This is a genomic window from Legionella gresilensis, assembly GCF_900639865.1.
Lineage (GTDB): Bacteria > Pseudomonadota > Gammaproteobacteria > Legionellales > Legionellaceae > Legionella_C > Legionella_C gresilensis.
The window spans coordinates 1-17,159 of the sequence record NZ_CAAAHX010000026.1 but is presented as its reverse complement, the minus strand read 5'-3'; the positions used below and the strand labels follow the sequence as shown (position 1 = coordinate 17,159).

The window sequence follows — 17,159 nt, the reverse complement described above, 5'->3', positions numbered from 1 at the left end:
AATAAGTCACATTGTTTTTGATATATTTATCTTCTTCTAGGGTGATGATTTTAATTCCCTGTTCTTTCATTTTCACTATTAGATTGGACATATCTGCATATACTTGTTCTGCATGTTTTCTCTTAGCGTTTTCCTTTGAAGAAAGCTTCTCATTAGAAAGTTCATTTTCTTTTCTCAATCCAAAATTTTTGGTTAATCTCAAAATGGCAGCATTTGGATTTTCGCAAAAAGGAAAATCGTATATTTTCATAAATACCTGTATTGGTCTTGATAGTTTCTGTTAATAATAATTATCTTATCGTCCTTTGTTTCAAGTTATTTACTACAGGAAGGCAACCATTCTGAAAATATACAGCATTACCAGATTAAATATCGCAATAACCATCTAAAAGCTGATCATAGGAAACTTAAGTGTTTTATCAACCCAGTAAGAGGCTTGCAATCATTGAAAGCGGCCTATGCGGCCTGAAATCAAAGGACAATTCAGCAGATGGATGGTTAGTAGACAAAATAAACTGTCTATCAATCAAATGAGACCTACTTAAAACTTATGATTTCGTAGGTTGAATGTTTTTGTAACAGATTCAATAAACATAGTAACCTGAAAAAAACTGACAAATGATTAATAGTAGGGAATTATAAGTCTGGAAAGTCTTAAAAACCGTCGTTTTTTAAGACACATAATCTACTAGGCGACTTTTAATAGGTTTCTCTATATTTATCTCCTTTCTTTGACTACTTATTAGCCTTCTATATAATGCGCTACTTTAATTCATTAAAAGGAAACAGTATTATGAAATCTAACACTATAAAATCATATAGTAAAAGAGGCGCTATGATAGGAGCAGCAGCAGGCGCTTTTATGACCCATCATCGAATAAGTGCAGCTATAGCATGGTATGGCATACATGCAAAAGATGAGGGCTTATCACTTATGATATTTAATGGTATATTAAAATTTATTATTCCTGCTACCGCAATTGGCAGTGTTGTAGGAGGCGGTATTGGTTTTTTTGCAGATAGTCAGCGTAAATCTTCACAGTTTGCTGAAAGTAACTATTCTGCTGGGTTCCCATCTATAAATTTATAAAATAGTGGCAGTGTTTTAAATATTATCAAAGAGGGTCTGTTACAAAAATGACTATTAGCTTATAAATTATTTGCCTTATAATTCTATAATGCAATATTTAAATGCGCTCTGTAAAATCTACCTTTAAAGAGCGTTATTTCATGGTGATGTGTACGCTGGTGCCATTAACGGCACTGTTGCAAAAACAAGTCTATAAGTATAATAGCTGATTTTGCGTAGTCCCTATGAGCTTTAAAAATCCATCCGATTTCAAATGGCGCCATTTTCATGGTGCAGTTATTTTGCAATGCGTGCGCTGGTATTGTAAATACGGGATTAGTTATCGTGATTTAGAAGAAATGATGAAGGAACGCGGTCTTAAGCTTGATCATACGACGATTTATCGCTGGGTTCAGCAGTATGCGCCTGAGCTAAAGAAACGACTAGACTGGTATAAACGGCGTTATTCTAGGCGGTGGCATCTGGATGAAACCTATATCAAAGTCAAAGGTGACTGGAAGTATTTATACCGTGCCATTGATGAGAGCGGCAATACCATTGATTTTTACCTGTCGCATCGGCGTAATGCGCTAGCCGCTAAGCGGTTTCTTAAGAAATTAATGAAGAACAATCCTACTTGTGACATTAGCGTGCTCAATACTGATAAAAATCCAGCTTATGGTCAAGCAATTAAAGCGTTAAAAAAAGAAGGTCACCTTTCAGCCCATGTTCAACATCACCAAATTAAATACCGCAATAATCGCTTAGAAGCAGACCATGGTAAGCTTAAACGACTCATCAATCCTACGCTTGGATTTCAGTCAATGAAAACTGCTTATGCCACCATCAAAGGTTTTGAAATCATGAGAATGTTTAAGAAAGGCCAGTTTAAAAGTTGGATGTATGGTGCTCGCAATGAAGCGTCTTTTATCAATCAACAGTTCGGAATTTACAGTTGAGATCTACCTTAAATTTAACTTTTCTTAGCTTTGATAATTGTTGCAACGCGGCCAAAAAATTTCTATCTCTACTTTATAGTTCTCAACATACTATTGTATTTATTTGCTGTGATGGATACGATGATTCGACAATCAAAAACACTTTTTTTGATCTGACGACATAATCCAGATAAGTACTCAATAAATTTATTGCTGTCGCAATTATTTTCAAACACCGTCCAATGCATAAATCCTGACGGGCTAATGGCAGCTAACATATTGACTTTAAAACGACTTCCTGTCTTTTTATCACAGGTGCTTGGTTAACAAGCCCATAGTTTTTACCGCGATTATCGATGTATTGGATGCCCATCTTATCAGCCCACTAGAGCCTTGCTCCTTCCTGCATGGCTCGTGTTTTGATAGCAGGAAAAATATCTCCACTTTTTTTTACATCCCGTTGGTAAGCTTGTTTAATAGGCTTTTGTGAGGAAAAGCCTATTCATTTCAATAAGTCTCGCAAGCCACTACCTAAGTACCTTACACCAAATCGTTTTTTAATCAGGTCAGTTATCGTTTTGCTGTTCCATACACGACAAGGAAGGAATAACTCATCCAGTGTTTGCCTAAGCAAGAGGTCAATTCATTCCTTGACCTGGACTGTTGATAAATAGTGCCAGCTTCCAGGAGGTACCGCTTGTTTTTTATACGTAAAGCTTGCTTCACCATCAATCTTATACTCACGAACATATTTTGTAATCGATGTTCTACTAAAATCAAAAAGCTTCGCCGCTCTCGTTTTGCTTTCACCACAACATAGGCTGCTCGCTTTCTTAAAACAGTCAACTCTTTTATTGTTAATTTTCTTTTGCTCATTTCTTAAGCACTGTTCAATATAACAGTAATATAATAAATGCTTGGTTCATTATGTTATAATATGAATTAGATTTTATAATAGGTTGGTTAGATGTTTGGATTATTTCGTAATACCTCTGTAAGTAAAAAAGATGGCTATTTATCACCAAGTGAGGCTGTCTCTTACTTAGAAAATAAAATGAGGGATAAGGTAAAAATAAAAATTAAAAATGACTTTATATTAATTACTTTACTAGCAAGTTATACAACCCTTGCTTGGGCTAGAATATCATCAAACAAAGGTGAGATTTCGTTAAATGGAAGCTACCTTGAGCAGAATTGTAAAGATAAAATTGACAAGTATGTTACTAATTCTTTTTTTAACCCTGATATCTATTATAGTGATATAGATTGTCAAAAGAGTTTCGATGAAATTAAAAAGAATCTAATTTCTAATCTTTTCTATAATATTTCAAGTGGGGCAGCTATTTTCTATTCATCTTACAGATGCCTTACAAACCTTTATTATTTATGGAATATAACATTAGGTTATGAAGGATTATCTTTAGGTCAGTTATTGAGTTCATCTGAAATAGAAGAATTTAAGGAATTATACAAAAATGTTAGTTTTATACCCCCTAGGCTGGGTAATTCAGGTTTTTCTGCTCTTATAGGGCTCGAAGAGATTACTAATCCACAAAGGGGCGTAAAAAATATTATCGATACATTAAATGCATTAATTCCTGATATACGTCAAGGAAGAAAAGATATTGAAGCAGAAGAGGCAGCGACTGGTAGCATTAAATCAGTACTGTTGCAAAAAGTATGAACGCTACAAAAACACAAGTTCAGGACATACTTTAGCTATACATATGAAACAATTGGTTAATAAATGAAACTTCATTCTGATTGCCATACATCCACTTATTAAATTGTCCTTTTCGAAACACTCTCATAATTTCAAAACTTTTAATCGTTGCATAGGCAGTTTTTATAGAGTGAAATCCTAAAACAGGATTGATAAGACGTTTAAGCTTACCATGGTCTGACTCTAGACGATTATTACGGTATTTTATTTGCAAATTATACGAACTATGTAAAATAATTCTGGCAATATATATCACACCGTATTATAATACAGTGTATCATATGCTGACTTATATTCATGAAACACTTAAAAATTAAAAAATTTAATAATGAAGCAAAAAAAGTTGGATTAATTGATGAAATCCTTATTGAAACGTTAGATAGCTTTTTGAAGTTAAGTAGGAATGAACAGTTAAAATACTCTTTAGGGGCCGGGATTTATAAATTAAGGATTGCAACTAATGAAAGGCGAGGTAAAAGTGGGGAATCAAGAAGTATATTGGCTTTTAAGAAAGATAATGGAATTTATTGGTTACATTTATTTTCCAAAAATGACAAAGGGAATGTGACGACATCCGAGCTTAAAAAACTAAAACAATTGGCTGATATTATGCTCGGACTTAATGAAAAACAAATAAGTAAATTAATTAGTTTAGGTGAACTGTGTGAGGTAAATAAAAATGTCTAATATACAAGATACCATTAATGATCTGGCGCAAGGTCTTTTCAAATCTGAAATTATTGATAAAAAAACATTAAGAAATTTCACTGATCAGGAATTACCGGTTTTACATGAATTTACTGGTGAAGAGATACAGCAATTACGAAAAAAACAAAAATTGAGTCAATCTGTATTTGCTAAATATCTTAATGTTAGTCCTGCAATGATTCGTGGATTAGAACAAGGAAAGCGACATGCCCATGGCGCAATACTTAAATTACTCAATATCGTAGAAAGGCATGGTATTGGGGGGTTGCTTTAAGCATATTTACTATGACTAATATCTAGTTAAATAATTTTTTATTAATCCTATTGGGGCAGCTAAGTTTATATAGCTCTGTTGCAAAACTGACTAGTTTAACAGAGTCAAAATTATCAAAAACGGTCCTTTCTTGAGACACCATGGTTTGATTAATTATCCTACTTATGGTAGCATTTATAGTACGACTTGTTGGAGGTAACTATGAATTCTCAAAAATTATCGATCTCACTACCTAAATTTCAATGTGACTTTATTGAGCATTATCAAATAGCACATGAATATAAAACAAGATCAGATGTAATCAAAGAAGCGCTATATCTATTACAACAAAAAGAGTTAGAGTCTTACTATAAAGAAGCTAGCCAAGAAATTCAGGAAGATTTCGAAAATACTACATTAGATGGTTTAGAAGAAAATGAAACGTGGTGAAATATATTATGCAGATCTAGATCCAACCATTGGTGCAGAGACTCAAAAAAAGAGGCCAGTTCTAATTATTAGTAATAATGCAAATAATAATGCTGCGACCCCAATCACCATTATTCCAATTACATCAAATATAACCAAAGTTTATCCCTTCGAAGTTTTACTTGAAAAAAGCTTAACAGGATTAGCTAAAGATTCTAAAGCACAATGCCATCAAATTAGAACAATCTCTAAATTAAGAATTTCTAACACCAAGCCGATAGGAATGATTAATGAAAAAATAATGAACAAGATAGTAGCAGCTTTAAAACTTCATCTAGATATAGTAGTCTAAATGACCGTGTTGCAAATACTATCAAAGCTAAGAAACGTTAAATTTTAGGTAGATCTCAACTGTAAATGCCGACCTATTCATTGATGAAGGATACTTCATTTCGATTACCGTACATCCACCGAGTGAATTGTTTTTTTTAAACATGCGCATGATTTCAAACCCTGTAAGGGTGGCATAGGCGGTTTTCATCGATTGGAAGCCCAATGTCGGATTGATGAGCCGTTTGAGCTTGCCATGGTCAGCTTCTAAGCGGTTATTACAATATTTAATTTGGTGGTGTTTAACTCGCTTAGATAGGCTTCCTTCCTGTTTCAATTCTCTAATGGCTTGATGATACGCTGGATTCTTATCGGTATTGATAATACTTACGTCACACGTTGGATTGTTTTTGATGAGTTTTTTCAAAAACCGTTTAGCGGCTTTGGCATTGCGTCGATGCGATAGATAAAAATCAATCGATTTTGTTTATTGAGTACATTGCGATAGTCTAGTTGATTAGGAAGTAAGCGTGAATTATAAACTAGTCTCTAATTTTGCAATGAGGCCATCTGGAAACTAAAAAAAGATGTGCAGGACGCTAAGAATAATAATGACGAAAAGACCTCTATAAGCCGATTCATTACTTATGAGCTACAAAAACTATATAAATACTCAATTAAAATTAATAAGCTATATTTTATAGGTTTTTAGATTTTAGTTTCGTTTTCGTTGGCTTATTTATTATTAAGCATAATGTTAATAAAAAGAAAGGAATCTATAATGAAAAAACATATTTTTAGCTTAAGTCTTTTATTTTTTACTATTACTTCAATAGCCGCTCCACTCATTAAAAATATAGCGTCTTTATTTCCTATGGTTCAATCTACTCAGGGAAGTACTGAGATTAATTTAAATTCTAGCGCTAACCAATGTATTTTATTTTCCCCTTATCAACAAATGTCGAGTAATATGAATGGAAATGAGCCGCAAGATTTAGTTGCCGTCTCACAACAAACAGGGATTAAAAGCTTTAATCTCGCATTTATAAAAGATAATGGTGTATGTGACCCTATCTGGAGCGGCAATAATTCAGTCGCATCAGGGTGGGGACAGCAGTTAATGGCTAATATGCGAAAAGCTGGTATTGAATACATGATTTCTTTTGGTGGTGCTGATCCCCGTGATTTATCTAACAAGTGTTCAGTTTCGCAATTAATTTCTATTTATCAAACTATTATCAATATTTATCAGCCTACGGGTTTAGATTTCGATATTGAAAATAGCTCAGTTAATATCCCTAATGTTATTACAGCGTTAAAAACCATTGTTATTAACAACCCTAATCTGAAAATCAGCTTTACATTGCCTGTTATGCCTGAAGGTTTAGGTTCGTTGGGAAAAAAAGTCATTTCTGAGGCGACGAAAGCTAATTTGAATTATGTGGTTAACATTATGGTGATGGACTATGGTTCTTCTTATACTAAAGATATGGCCGTATATGCAATGCAGGCAGCAGCAAATACATTTAATTATCTAAAATCAGTTTATCCGCAAAAAACATCCGCAGAAATATGGCAAAGTATTGCTCTAACTCCCATGATAGGTGTTAATGATATTCCAGGCGAATTATTTACATTAGCTAATACAGATACCCTTAACGCGTTTGCTCAAGAACATAATGTTGCTTGGTTGTCAATGTGGTCTGTAGGTCGCGATAGGCCTTGCAGTGATACAAAAGCTAGTAGTAAATGTAGCGGCGCTAATGCCCAAAGTAAACTATATGAATTTTCTCAACATATGCTGCAATGTTCAAAAAAACCTGAGCCCACAGACTGTTTGCCGCCTGCTAATATAAAAGCTACGGTAAGCGCTAATAAAAAAGCTATCACTTTAAGTTGGCAGGCGCCTCAAAATTCTCAACCTATCTTAAATTATCAAGTTAACAACTATAAAGATGCTCTACTTTGGAAGGGAACAACCATGACATTTACAGATAATACCTTACCAGGGAAAAATGGCACTTATAGTTATATTTTATATTCCCAATGCGCTTCAGGCCTATCGAAAGGTGTAAAATATTTGGTCGTTATCAAGTAACTGCAGTAGGTAATTAGATAAATTATAGTTATTCTAGTAAAATAGGGGCTTCTTAGCCCCTAAACTCAATTTGCGGTGTTATTGTATTGTAAATATAAGCGCTGTTGCAAAAGCTCAGAAATATAAATTCCGGACGTAGTTCAGCTATAGATATGAAATAAATGATTAATAAATGAGACTCCATTATAAAAAAATGTCTTTAGGTGCCCAGCTCTTATTTAGAATAATTTTGGCTTCAAAAAACGTTAAAATAAATAATAATTCGTCAATTTTGATTGTTGGTTAAGCTTGATTAATGTGTAACATCTAAAAAAATAATGTGCTAAATATTATCTGCTCTATTATTTGATTCTTGCAAAAGGCAATTCTGACCAACACGTTGTATAACAAGGACTCTTCATTTCTCGCTTCATTGCCCATTCCTTTTGAAAGCCTTCGGCTGCAAGACGGATGGTACGCGTACCATAGCGTTTATTAATCGACTCCATGAGTGACATAACTTTTTCAGATTTAGCAATCATGGTGTCAGAAGGTTCATGAAACAAATCCATTTGCCTATGTGATTTAGGTGCGAGCTCTGCCAACATAATGCCACTTTTCTTGTAGGGAATGCCTTCTTTATACAATCGCTTTAAGGCTTGTTTAGCAAATGAAGTTATTTGTCTTACATCATCAGTAGGATTAATTAATCGAAAGCTTATTGATTTGGAATAGCTCTTAAGGCTTTCGTCAAATCGATTGGTGTAGAGAAAGACAGACATGTAATGTGCAACTAATTCTTGCTTGCGAAGCTTACCCCAGACTGTTGCACAATGATGACTTATTGCTTGTTCGATAGCTACCAAACTAGTTTGCGGCATGCCAAAAGAGCATGACGCAACAAGGCTTTTTTTAGGTTCAATGGTCTCAAGAGAAAGACATGAAATACGCTGAAGCTCCATGACAGTGCGTTGTAAAACAACATTGAAGTGCGATTTAATCCAATGCGGGTTTTGGCTTGCTAACTGACTAGCGGTTATCACACCAAATCCCTTTAATTTTCTTTGCCATTGTTTACCTATGCCCCAAATATCGCCAACTTCTATTTTTTCTAACCACTCGGTTTCAAGCCCTGTAATGTTAAAAACAGGTGCGTTTAATTTTTTCTTAGCAGTGAAATTAGCGACCTTTGCTAACGTTTTAGTATGACCTATCCCAATGGATGTTGGGATACCGGTATATTGTAAAATTTTCTGCTGTAGAGTTAGGCAAAATGCATCAATGTTTTGTTTAGGTAGGGTTGATAAATCAAGAAAGGCTTCATCAATCGAATAAATTTCAACATTATCCCAAGCTTCTTCGATGACACGCATAACGCGTGCTGACAAATCCCCATAGAGCGTATAATTTGATGAGAAAATAGTCACATCATACAAGTCACATATTTCTTTTACCTTAAAATAAGGCTCACCCATTTTAATGCCTAAGGCCTTTGCCTCATTAGAGCGTGCCACAACACATCCATCATTATTCGATAAAATAACAACCGGCTTCGTTCTTAAGTCAGGTCGAAAGAGGCGTTCACAAGAGGCATAAAAATTATTGCAATCAATTAGAGCAAACATCCTTAGGAAGCCTGATGAATAATATGGGTAACGACTCCCCAGATAACGAGCTCTACCTCTTCCGTTATATCAATTGGTGAGTAAGTTTTATTAGCTGGCATTAAACGAACCAAGCCATCTTTTCGAAATAAACGTTTAACGGTTAATTCACCATTGATAGCTGCAATCACAATTTTATCGTGCGTTGCCTCAACGCTTCGGTCAACAATGAGCAAATCACCGTTATTGATACCTGCATCACGCATCGAATCACCTTGTGCTCGCACCATAAACGTAGCAGCAGGGTGCTTGATTAAATACTCATTTAAGTCAAGGGTTAATTCGAGATAATCATCAGCAGGCGAAGGAAAGCCAGCAGCAACTTTACTACTATAAAGTGGGAAGCGCTGTGCTGAAGTTGCGTTAGTAGTATCAAATTTAGCAATAATAATCGCTTTTGTTAAAGGTTCTTTATTCTTTTTTATTGTTATTAGGGCGTCCATAACCGCTCTTTAAAATGAACACGTCTATTGAGTGTAGGCATAACCTTATTTTTTGTAAATGTATATCCTATAAACGCTTATCGCTTTCATTAGAAGAAAAGTTAGTTACTTTAGTCAACATATCGTATATTTTAGGGTCAAAAAAGTCCTTATCTAACTGTTTCTCTTCAGCTTAAACCAAAGCATATTTAATTCAAAAGGAGGTATGCATGTACAAAAATTTTTTAGATGGAGTAAATCAATTTCTGCTTTACTATGGAATAAGTACAAAAAAAACGGATATCCTGGAAGAAACTATTTTAAAAATAGCAGGGATTAAAGATAAACCTAAACGTTGTCAGTTTGGTATAGTCCCTCAAAAAAAAGAAACAGCACAGTTTAGTGCTGCATACGATGAGGAAACGGAAACTTACTCCCAGTTTCTTGATTTTCGTTCTTTTGATAAAGAAAGAATGTATTTTGCTATACGAGGTATGTCTACAAGAGCTAATCAGCAGTTTTTAAACTATCTTAATCAATACCCAAAAGCGGCTGTAAGGTATTATTTTAATGATGAAAAGAATGCCCATTATTTCGAAATAAACAGTGCATGGGCTTTAAAATTTTTTCTTCCCAAATTTAAAGAATATGTAGAGTACATGGATAAAGCATGTGATCCTGATTTAGAAGTATATCAAACTAAATCCAAGGACACCCCAGAAGAAAAAGCTGCTCAATTATTAAAACCTATTTGCTATTTAGAAAATTTTCTTAATGCTGAAGATTTACCGCAAATAGATTTTTCTTGGACCAGTTATCTTTATAAGCGTATCTCTCAAGTATTTATCAATTCTTCTTCCAGTCAAAGTGAACTAATTGAAAAACTAGCTCAACTTAAGTCTTCTGTCCTTCAGTTAGCAGATTACCATGCCTTATTAAAAGGATTTAATGATTTTAAAAAACAATTATGGTCAAAGCCAGAATACTTCAATCATGAAGGGTTTAATACTCAGTTTAAGAAATTAAGCGATAGCGTTAATATTTTTGTGACTGAAAAGCAAAGTGAGGAAGAAGAAAAAGAGCGTCAAGCGCAAATTATAAAAAGGCTAAGAACAGATGGGCCCAGGAATTTAAAAAGATATCACGTTAGACTTCGAGAGTGGGAAGATGACGATGGCTTTTTTAAAGCAAGAGCATTACCTCGAGCGTTTAGTCAGCTATCCATTCTATCCAAAAATAGATTAAATTTACCAGAGAAAATTGAAGCAAGAATTGCAAGTCATATTATTAATTACCATGGGACATCTCATTTTGGACCGAATAAAACAATTCACAATGCGACTATAGATTCTGAGAAAAAACTAATGTATGCACAACAATGTTTTTCTCTATTTAAATCTTTAAATGGAAAAAGTGCAGAGACAAAAGAACAGTTATATGAAGAAGGGACTAAACAATTTACACAGGTCACTAATCCCTAAATTATAATCTGGTATATTAATTAAAGGTTAAGTCAAAAGTGGACGAAGTAGTCTTTGCCATTGCTTTCAATAAAACCAAAACCTTTATCTTCCTTAAACCACTTTACTGTCCCACGAGTTTTATCTGACATGAATTAAATACCTTAGAAGTTAAAGGTTTATATTAACACCTTTAAAAGTTAATTTTAAAGTAAAGTTAATTTTTTAAACAAAAATAGGGCCTTAAATTATTGAACAGTAATTTAATTCTACTGTTGCTTCATCGTCTGGGTAGAATAATAGAAATTTTTCATCGTTATATTTCCCACACGCTAATAACATATCAACATCTTTGTCTCTAGGTATTTGAAAATATTGTTCAGCAAAATTAAAGAAGCCTTCGAGACTTTCTATTTTTTCATCTAAACTAATTTCGTTTAATATTCCTTTAATTATATAGAGAACTCTTACACCATTATATTCATAGGCATCTTCGCCCATTTCAATATAATCTTTTTTCGTTTCGTTATAACATTTTTCAATGAGGCTACAAAATTCCTTGTGAACTTTCATTATCTCTTCTTTTAAGGAATCATAACTTTTATGTTTAATAGAGTGAGGTGCACCACTTCCCATTCGGCTACAAGTACCAATTTCAAATTCTAATCGAGTTATAATTTTCACTTTTGAAAAAAACATTTAAGTATTATCGCTTAATTAAAAATTAAATAATATTTGAATTAATGTATTATTTCTATGTAAAAAATATGACATATAGTATTTATAAAAGGATGCGGCCTGTTGTTTTTTATGATCAATATATAAGCATATTATTGTTTAAGCATGATTATAAATAGATAATTAGCGATGGTTTTTGAGAAGTTAGCGTAGAAATACCATGATTGAATTATCATTCATATAATACTAATTGGCCAAAGCAATATTTATCCGAAGTTAAAACTTTAAAGGCTGCACTGGGTTCAGAAATTATTTCTATTGATCATATTGGTTCTACGTCTATACCTGGCTGTACTGCTAAACCAATGATAGATATTATGTTGGTACTACCTTCTCTACAAGATCAAGATAGAATTACTCATACATTTGCAACTATTGGTTATTCTAGAAAAAACTATGATTTTTTTATGCGCCTCTTCTTTTGTAAAGAAGCATCAATAACATTTCAGCTCCATGTTTTTCAGAACAGATATTCTGAAATTGAGAGATTCATAAAGTTTAAAAATTGGTTAAAGAAACACCCGGATGATCTAAAAGAATATATCCAGCTTAAGACATCATTAGCTAGAAAATATACTAATGACTTAAAGTCTTATAGCCTTGCTAAAGAAGATTTTGTATCCAAAATCGAATATAAAGCTGGCTGGAGTGGGGTTAGATTAATAAATCCGTACACCCAAAAGGAAGTAGACACCATTACAAAAGCACAAACTAAATTAGGTATAGAATCAAATCTTTATAAACGCTTTATAGTTAAAAAAGCCTCTAGTGACATAGGTCTTGTTTTTGTTTTAAAAGATAGTAGTCATAAAGTTACAATTAAATTTATACCACTGAGCAATGATTTATACTTAAATTATATTAAACAGCAAATTATCTCTGATTTAGATATGTTGTTAAAAAACAATGGAATTCAAAAACGACATATTGAGTTATCAGAAAATAACATCTAACTTATGAGATAAATACTTTTCTGATCAAAAGGCGTAATTTGCCTTGGTTAATAACTATTATGCAAAGTAATGTCCATACTTGACATATGAATAGAGTAACATTTTAGTTAATTAAGAACGGTTTTTCTGCATTAGAATTCATTTTGGTCCCAAAAGGCTTAATTTTTCTCGAGGAATATCTTTCTTTTCATTTTTTAGCTCATTTAGTATATCAACGACTCCATTAATTGCTTCATTTCTATCTTTGTTAAGAACCTTAACCAATAAGGCGTGATGGTAAATGATTTTCACCTGTTTGGGGGAAAGAGAGCTTTCATAGGAAAGGTCTAAATAACCTTGTAACCATAACTGGAATTGCTCATAATTCATTTAATTTTCCCTATGCAACCGTTGAAAATCTTCAAGGGTATAATCAATGTCTTTGCTATTATCAATATAATGATAAAACATTGAATTAAGGGCGTATTGAATGAGCGGCAAAAAATGCCTAAGGGTTTCTTCTTTGTAATCCATTTCTTCTAAATAATGACAAACATCTTTAATCCATTGAACCTCGGAGGTAAGCGGCTCTTTTACACTTAAAATTTGGTCCTGTATTTTCTTTATATGCCCTATTTCAAGAGTTGGCTTTGTCGAAATCTCAAAATACCCTTGGAGCCAATAACAAAATAAAATGTTTGTCATTTATATTAACAACCTTGAAAATACTGCCTTGCTTCAGGAATTCTATAAGCTTCATTACTTAGCTTAAGCCCTTCGATTAGGTTATCTCTTTCATGTAGTTTGAATGTAACAATTATTCGTAAGTGGTTATCAATGTCCTCGGCTCGTCCTTCCCTTTTAAGTGAGGGAGAGGTTTTCAAAAAATTTCTGAAAATTCTTGAAATCATCGTTTCATCTTCACAATTTTTAATTGTGACCTTAACTTCGCGGTCAATTCTATCGATACGACAATCAATTTCATGCAGATGCTGATTACTTATCTTTTCTTTTAATAATTTTTTTAATTCATCATCATCAGTAAATCTAATCCCTTTTATTTGGTCATTGTTTTTTTTCTGCAGCTTACCAAGTGCTTGTACTTCTTTAGCAATGTCGTCATTTGACTGTTTGCATTTTTGAAGTTCAACTGTTTCTGTCACTGTAAGAGCAAATTGCTTACAACTGTCTGAATTATTAATTAATGAAATATCATCTTCAGCGGACTTGGACGCTTTTGATTTAAAAAAACTACTATTTTTAGGAAAAGAATAGAGGCGATATTCTTCATCCTCTGAATCAGCGTTTTGATCTATTTCATTTTTCGTTTGCATGAATATCTTCCTTAGCAATAATGGCTTTTGTTAATTTAGCGATTTAATGATAAAGCGAAATTATATTGAATATATTAAAAAAAGATATCTATGAATAAAATTATATCATCATGATTGATAGTAATAGACCTATCGATATATCAACTAAGGATTGTTTTCAAAGAGAGCAATGAAAATACTTTAATCTAAAATACATGAAGTGAGTGAGAATTATTTAATTCTAATATTGCAGGGCCAAATAAGTTATTAATTGCAATAAGCCATTCACATGAAATAACTCAGTGTTGTTATCAACTATTTGATGATAAGTTAGAAAAACATGGGTTTCTGAACGCATCAACCTACCTATTAAAAATATCAAAATTAACCTTAAATTCAGTTCATAAACTCTGAACATTAATCAAAGTTCATTTTAAATAACTATTTTAGACTTTACGAACAAAGGGTTGGAAGTGCGAGTAGGATATGCCCGAGTATCAATACAGGAACAAAATTTAGATTTGCACCTTGATGAACTTAATATATATATTAATAATTATTAAATTAAGGTAGGAACCAGGCAATTGTATGTTAAAACAAAATGATAATTTCTATATTGCTCTAGTTCAATTTGGTGTAGATAGATTTGAAAATGGAGTTACTCTTGATGAAACGAAACAATATTTATCAAAAAAAGGGTATAGCCACCAAAGTAGTAGCCGTTTTTTTAATGAAATATTTCATGAGCTCTTTACCCCGCATTTACATAGCGCGGTTTATATGCAAAACCTGCCGGAACAACTTGAAAATAAATTCTTTATAAGACCAGAAGCATACTTTAATTTAATACAGTATAAAGCTAATAGAAGTACGAGGAATGCGTTCTAGGTTGCAAGCATTTCTTTAATTATTTCTATATTTCCCTGTATTTATTCTGTATTTCCCTTTATTTATAAATTTTATTTTTATTTAAAAAGCATCTTATACTAAATGATTATGGATTGATGTGAGCTTAGGGGATCTACTTGAAAGTTTTCAGACCAGTCTAATCGGCTCACACTCTTAAAGAGTATTATGCCAAAAACACACCCTATATAAATATATTAATTAGTGAACATATAATTATGGATATGAATGATCCTTACGAGTATTTATATACATTTGATGGCCGTGCAGGTCATAAGCTTCATTGTGCTCATGTTGATAATATAAGAATTGATTTTAAGTATATTTCCATTTGGAGATCATTTTTAATTAAAAGTAAGTTAGATCATGAGCAAGCAAGCGAGGTTCTACTTGATATTTCAATAGTTAAATCAAAATCAACATTAGGCTCTTCCAAAGATAAAAAAATATATGAAGTGCCTGAGGAGACTGAGAGTAGCTTATGGAAATATCTTATGAATTTTTCGTCATCAATTATATTAGCATGCTCAGCCTTAGAAGCTTATTCCAATGAAAAACTTTACACTTATAAACCCTTGGCTGAAGATCTGAAAGAATCTTACAAAGCCTTTAAAGATCTTGAAGGAAAACTTGATTATGAAGGTCTTGTTGAGAGAACTTTAAAGCTTAATGATAAAGTTTTTAACCATATACCTCGGCACTTAGCCTTTTCAGATTTACAGATTTCAGCGATAAACAAACATAAAATTTTAATTAATAAGTTGATAAAGATAAGAAATGAATTAATACATCACAAGTTTGGTAAAAACAGGAGTGTGACTGATTGTCAAACAGGGGAGATGGAAAGCGCTTGGTTAGTTAAACAAATTTTTCCAAGAAATTTGAGGAGGGTTGGAAAGCGTATCCCTTTCGCTGCTTTTGAACTTGTTAACAACATAATTAATGAAATTAATACACAGGCCAAAAAATAGATGATATTTTTAAAAGATTCTGAACTACCCTAAGGGTGTATCCCAAAAACACATGATGATAAATATCAAAGTATTCAAAAAACATTAAGGATATTCAACCAAGCAAAAAAAGATTTAGTATTTATGAATAATAATCTTAATGGACAATTTTAATTCTTAATATTTCTAGTATTATGATATAAATTAACTACTCGGTCTTAGGTGCTAATGATGCAGGGAAAAAGAATAGAAGAGTTATCAGAAATAGATTCAGGAGAATTATGCGATACCTTATTTTTTCAAGGTAATGGCTCTTCTCAAACTCAAGTACTGAAATATGTAGGCAATCAAAAAGTTAATGCGACAACTGGCGAAACAATGTGGTGTACGGGACGAAATAATCTCTTGCCGCTGAATGTGATATATAGAGTGCATTTGGGTGTTGAAATTGCCGATGTTAATTTGAATCCTTTTGATTCCTATTTGTCCTATCTTAATCCTATTAAAATAATAGGTTCCGCTATAACTTGGGGAGCTAATTGGTATAATGGGTTTCACTTTACAACTAGTATCCCGAAAGCAAAGTCAGTAGTATTTCACGCTCCAATTCTTTCACAAGTGAGTATTGGCCAGGAAACTGATATACAATCCCATAGAAAGAAATATGATGCCTGGCTTGCTAGTAAAGATAAAACAAATGGACTTATTTTATGGGGTGTCTCTAAAAATTTCGAATGCTATCACTTTAGGCTTTTCTTTTTTTAAGAAATATAACTTAATGCAGTATGATCCAGAAGGACCATCACCTTTAAAAAGTGTTGAAGAATTCCCTGAAGGAATTCCAATTGTCTTTATTACTTCAAAAAAAGATACAGTAGTTACCTGTAAAAATACAAGAAATATTGCTCAAGCATTGACAGATAAAGGTAAAAATGATGTTTATCTTTTAGAACTTAAACATTCTAGTCATCCTAATTATATGTTTGATGACGTTAATGATCGTAATAATTATGAAACTTTTATCCACGCTATTTATAAAAAATATAATTTAAAATATAACCCTGAACTGGCTCGAAAAGGAGAAAACCTTGTTCAGGATTGCATATTGCATGAGTTAAATCCTGCTAACATAATGAATTATTGTTAATTGACGATTTAATTTAAATTTAGCGAGGATAAGGCTTGGATTCAACTCATTAGTGCAACTTTTGTATATAAAAGAAGCAGAAGAAACGATTAAACTTCCT

The 17,159-nt window shown here is 32.7% G+C and carries 23 protein-coding genes and 2 pseudogenes; 15 read left to right on the top strand and 10 right to left on the bottom strand.

Annotated elements, in window-relative coordinates:
- The first annotated feature begins 277 nt into the window (after positions 1–277).
- The 3 genes from E1P04_RS18480 to E1P04_RS16905 all read left to right on the top strand — a co-directional run bounded on the left by E1P04_RS18480 (position 278) and on the right by E1P04_RS16905 (position 2,028).
- Positions 278–469 carry a DDE-type integrase/transposase/recombinase gene (locus tag E1P04_RS18480; RefSeq protein ID WP_131784051.1) on the top strand — a complete coding sequence of 64 codons (192 nt, stop codon included), beginning with the start codon at positions 278–280 and terminating at the stop codon, positions 467–469.
- A 324-nt stretch (positions 470–793) separates the two neighbouring features.
- Positions 794–1,090 carry a hypothetical protein gene (locus tag E1P04_RS16910; RefSeq protein ID WP_131784044.1) on the top strand — a complete coding sequence of 99 codons (297 nt, stop codon included), beginning with the start codon at positions 794–796 and terminating at the stop codon, positions 1,088–1,090.
- A 224-nt stretch (positions 1,091–1,314) separates the two neighbouring features.
- Positions 1,315–2,028, top strand: coding sequence for an IS6 family transposase (locus E1P04_RS16905; RefSeq protein WP_131784043.1), 714 nt, complete (start codon positions 1,315–1,317; stop codon positions 2,026–2,028).
- A 481-nt stretch (positions 2,029–2,509) separates the two neighbouring features.
- Here E1P04_RS16905 and E1P04_RS18475 read toward each other — a convergent pair whose 3' ends face one another.
- Positions 2,510–2,641, bottom strand: a complete 132-nt coding sequence (locus E1P04_RS18475; RefSeq protein ID WP_165482840.1) for a winged helix-turn-helix domain-containing protein — start codon at positions 2,639–2,641, stop codon at positions 2,510–2,512.
- A gap of 333 nt (positions 2,642–2,974) precedes the next feature.
- Between E1P04_RS18475 and E1P04_RS16895 the strand changes: the two genes are divergently transcribed.
- Positions 2,975–3,691: a hypothetical protein gene (locus E1P04_RS16895; protein ID WP_131784042.1), complete on the top strand. Its 717-nt coding sequence runs from the start codon at positions 2,975–2,977 to the stop codon at positions 3,689–3,691.
- 31 nt (positions 3,692–3,722) lie between these two features.
- On the opposite strand, the pseudogene E1P04_RS16890 reads toward E1P04_RS16895, so the two are convergent.
- Positions 3,723–3,941 (bottom strand): annotated as a pseudogene (locus E1P04_RS16890) (DDE-type integrase/transposase/recombinase); the annotation flags it as partial.
- Between the two features lie 86 nt (positions 3,942–4,027).
- On the opposite strand from E1P04_RS16890, the gene E1P04_RS16885 reads away from it, so the two are divergent.
- From E1P04_RS16885 to E1P04_RS16870, 4 genes are all read left to right on the top strand, one after another.
- Positions 4,028–4,417, top strand: coding sequence for a type II toxin-antitoxin system RelE/ParE family toxin (locus E1P04_RS16885; protein WP_131784041.1), 390 nt, complete (start codon positions 4,028–4,030; stop codon positions 4,415–4,417).
- Positions 4,410–4,712, top strand: a complete 303-nt coding sequence (locus tag E1P04_RS16880) for a helix-turn-helix domain-containing protein (protein WP_131784040.1) — start codon at positions 4,410–4,412, stop codon at positions 4,710–4,712. The genes E1P04_RS16885 and E1P04_RS16880 overlap by 8 nt, the downstream gene beginning before the upstream one ends.
- Before the next feature lie 201 nt (positions 4,713–4,913).
- A complete protein-coding gene (locus E1P04_RS16875; protein ID WP_131784039.1) occupies positions 4,914–5,141 on the top strand; it encodes a ribbon-helix-helix domain-containing protein in 228 nt (75 codons plus the stop codon).
- The gene (locus E1P04_RS16870) at positions 5,128–5,472 is read left to right on the top strand and encodes a type II toxin-antitoxin system PemK/MazF family toxin (protein ID WP_131784038.1); all 345 of its coding nucleotides are present in this window, start codon (positions 5,128–5,130) and stop codon (positions 5,470–5,472) included. The genes E1P04_RS16875 and E1P04_RS16870 overlap by 14 nt, the downstream gene beginning before the upstream one ends.
- 27 nt (positions 5,473–5,499) lie before the next feature.
- On the opposite strand, the gene E1P04_RS16865 is transcribed toward E1P04_RS16870, so the two are convergent.
- Positions 5,500–5,877 carry a transposase gene (locus tag E1P04_RS16865; protein ID WP_242604513.1) on the bottom strand — a complete coding sequence of 126 codons (378 nt, stop codon included), beginning with the start codon at positions 5,875–5,877 and terminating at the stop codon, positions 5,500–5,502.
- 354 nt (positions 5,878–6,231) lie between these two features.
- Between E1P04_RS16865 and E1P04_RS16860 the strand changes: the two genes are divergently transcribed.
- On the top strand, positions 6,232–7,548 hold the full coding sequence (locus tag E1P04_RS16860; protein ID WP_131784037.1) for a fibronectin type III domain-containing protein: 1,317 nt from the start codon (positions 6,232–6,234) through the stop codon (positions 7,546–7,548).
- Positions 7,549–7,889: 341 nt separating this feature from the next.
- On the opposite strand, the gene E1P04_RS16855 is transcribed toward E1P04_RS16860, so the two are convergent.
- Together E1P04_RS16855 and E1P04_RS16850 are read right to left on the bottom strand one after the other, a co-directional pair.
- Entirely contained in the window at positions 7,890–9,152 is a 1,263-nt protein-coding gene (locus E1P04_RS16855) for a Y-family DNA polymerase (RefSeq protein WP_131784036.1), read from the bottom strand.
- A gap of 2 nt (positions 9,153–9,154) precedes the next feature.
- Positions 9,155–9,634, bottom strand: a complete 480-nt coding sequence (locus tag E1P04_RS16850) for a LexA family protein (RefSeq protein WP_131784035.1) — start codon at positions 9,632–9,634, stop codon at positions 9,155–9,157.
- Positions 9,635–9,843: 209 nt separating this feature from the next.
- Between E1P04_RS16850 and E1P04_RS16845 the strand changes: the two genes are divergently transcribed.
- Positions 9,844–11,094, top strand: a complete 1,251-nt coding sequence (locus tag E1P04_RS16845) for a hypothetical protein (protein ID WP_131784034.1) — start codon at positions 9,844–9,846, stop codon at positions 11,092–11,094.
- Between the two features lie 35 nt (positions 11,095–11,129).
- On the opposite strand, the pseudogene E1P04_RS16840 reads toward E1P04_RS16845, so the two are convergent.
- Together E1P04_RS16840 and E1P04_RS16835 are read right to left on the bottom strand one after the other, a co-directional pair.
- Positions 11,130–11,225, bottom strand: a pseudogene (locus E1P04_RS16840) (cold-shock protein); the annotation flags it as partial.
- Between the two features lie 91 nt (positions 11,226–11,316).
- Positions 11,317–11,709 (bottom strand): hypothetical protein, encoded by a 393-nt coding sequence (locus E1P04_RS16835; protein ID WP_131784032.1) that lies wholly within the window; start codon positions 11,707–11,709, stop codon positions 11,317–11,319.
- A 266-nt stretch (positions 11,710–11,975) separates the two neighbouring features.
- On the opposite strand from E1P04_RS16835, the gene E1P04_RS16830 reads away from it, so the two are divergent.
- Complete coding sequence (locus tag E1P04_RS16830) at positions 11,976–12,764, top strand: GrpB family protein (protein WP_131784031.1); 789 nt, start codon at positions 11,976–11,978, stop codon at positions 12,762–12,764.
- Positions 12,765–12,902: 138 nt separating this feature from the next.
- Here E1P04_RS16830 and E1P04_RS16825 read toward each other — a convergent pair whose 3' ends face one another.
- The 3 genes from E1P04_RS16825 to E1P04_RS16815 are packed head-to-tail and all read right to left on the bottom strand — an operon-like array spanning position 12,903 to position 14,077.
- Positions 12,903–13,133: a hypothetical protein gene (locus E1P04_RS16825; RefSeq protein WP_131784030.1), complete on the bottom strand. Its 231-nt coding sequence runs from the start codon at positions 13,131–13,133 to the stop codon at positions 12,903–12,905.
- Positions 13,134–13,448 (bottom strand): hypothetical protein, encoded by a 315-nt coding sequence (locus tag E1P04_RS16820; RefSeq protein WP_131784029.1) that lies wholly within the window; start codon positions 13,446–13,448, stop codon positions 13,134–13,136.
- Positions 13,449–13,453: 5 nt separating this feature from the next.
- Complete coding sequence (locus E1P04_RS16815) at positions 13,454–14,077, bottom strand: hypothetical protein (RefSeq protein WP_131784028.1); 624 nt, start codon at positions 14,075–14,077, stop codon at positions 13,454–13,456.
- A gap of 567 nt (positions 14,078–14,644) precedes the next feature.
- Between E1P04_RS16815 and E1P04_RS16810 the strand changes: the two genes are divergently transcribed.
- The 4 genes from E1P04_RS16810 to E1P04_RS16795 all read left to right on the top strand — a co-directional run bounded on the left by E1P04_RS16810 (position 14,645) and on the right by E1P04_RS16795 (position 17,059).
- Positions 14,645–14,944: a hypothetical protein gene (locus E1P04_RS16810; RefSeq protein ID WP_131784027.1), complete on the top strand. Its 300-nt coding sequence runs from the start codon at positions 14,645–14,647 to the stop codon at positions 14,942–14,944.
- 236 nt (positions 14,945–15,180) lie between these two features.
- Positions 15,181–15,933, top strand: a complete 753-nt coding sequence (locus E1P04_RS16805; RefSeq protein WP_131784026.1) for a hypothetical protein — start codon at positions 15,181–15,183, stop codon at positions 15,931–15,933.
- Positions 15,934–16,140: 207 nt separating this feature from the next.
- Positions 16,141–16,677: a hypothetical protein gene (locus E1P04_RS16800; protein WP_131784025.1), complete on the top strand. Its 537-nt coding sequence runs from the start codon at positions 16,141–16,143 to the stop codon at positions 16,675–16,677.
- 13 nt (positions 16,678–16,690) lie between these two features.
- A complete protein-coding gene (locus tag E1P04_RS16795; protein WP_131784024.1) occupies positions 16,691–17,059 on the top strand; it encodes a hypothetical protein in 369 nt (122 codons plus the stop codon).
- Positions 17,060–17,159 lie beyond the last annotated feature (100 nt).

Coding starts and splice junctions, on each gene's coding strand:
- E1P04_RS16910 (WP_131784044.1), top strand. CDS start 794: ATGAAATCTAACACTATAAAATCATATAGTAAAAGAGGCGCTATGATA.
- E1P04_RS16905 (WP_131784043.1), top strand. CDS start 1,315: ATGAGCTTTAAAAATCCATCCGATTTCAAATGGCGCCATTTTCATGGT.
- E1P04_RS16895 (WP_131784042.1), top strand. CDS start 2,975: ATGTTTGGATTATTTCGTAATACCTCTGTAAGTAAAAAAGATGGCTAT.
- E1P04_RS16885 (WP_131784041.1), top strand. CDS start 4,028: ATGAAACACTTAAAAATTAAAAAATTTAATAATGAAGCAAAAAAAGTT.
- E1P04_RS16880 (WP_131784040.1), top strand. CDS start 4,410: ATGTCTAATATACAAGATACCATTAATGATCTGGCGCAAGGTCTTTTC.
- E1P04_RS16875 (WP_131784039.1), top strand. CDS start 4,914: ATGAATTCTCAAAAATTATCGATCTCACTACCTAAATTTCAATGTGAC.
- E1P04_RS16870 (WP_131784038.1), top strand. CDS start 5,128: ATGAAACGTGGTGAAATATATTATGCAGATCTAGATCCAACCATTGGT.
- E1P04_RS16860 (WP_131784037.1), top strand. CDS start 6,232: ATGAAAAAACATATTTTTAGCTTAAGTCTTTTATTTTTTACTATTACT.
- E1P04_RS16855 (WP_131784036.1), bottom strand. CDS start 9,152: ATGTTTGCTCTAATTGATTGCAATAATTTTTATGCCTCTTGTGAACGC.
- E1P04_RS16850 (WP_131784035.1), bottom strand. CDS start 9,634: ATGGACGCCCTAATAACAATAAAAAAGAATAAAGAACCTTTAACAAAA.
- E1P04_RS16845 (WP_131784034.1), top strand. CDS start 9,844: ATGTACAAAAATTTTTTAGATGGAGTAAATCAATTTCTGCTTTACTAT.
- E1P04_RS16835 (WP_131784032.1), bottom strand. CDS start 11,709: ATGGGAAGTGGTGCACCTCACTCTATTAAACATAAAAGTTATGATTCC.
- E1P04_RS16825 (WP_131784030.1), bottom strand. CDS start 13,133: ATGAATTATGAGCAATTCCAGTTATGGTTACAAGGTTATTTAGACCTT.
- E1P04_RS16820 (WP_131784029.1), bottom strand. CDS start 13,448: ATGACAAACATTTTATTTTGTTATTGGCTCCAAGGGTATTTTGAGATT.
- E1P04_RS16815 (WP_131784028.1), bottom strand. CDS start 14,077: ATGCAAACGAAAAATGAAATAGATCAAAACGCTGATTCAGAGGATGAA.
- E1P04_RS16810 (WP_131784027.1), top strand. CDS start 14,645: ATGTTAAAACAAAATGATAATTTCTATATTGCTCTAGTTCAATTTGGT.
- E1P04_RS16805 (WP_131784026.1), top strand. CDS start 15,181: ATGGATATGAATGATCCTTACGAGTATTTATATACATTTGATGGCCGT.
- E1P04_RS16800 (WP_131784025.1), top strand. CDS start 16,141: ATGATGCAGGGAAAAAGAATAGAAGAGTTATCAGAAATAGATTCAGGA.
- E1P04_RS16795 (WP_131784024.1), top strand. CDS start 16,691: ATGCAGTATGATCCAGAAGGACCATCACCTTTAAAAAGTGTTGAAGAA.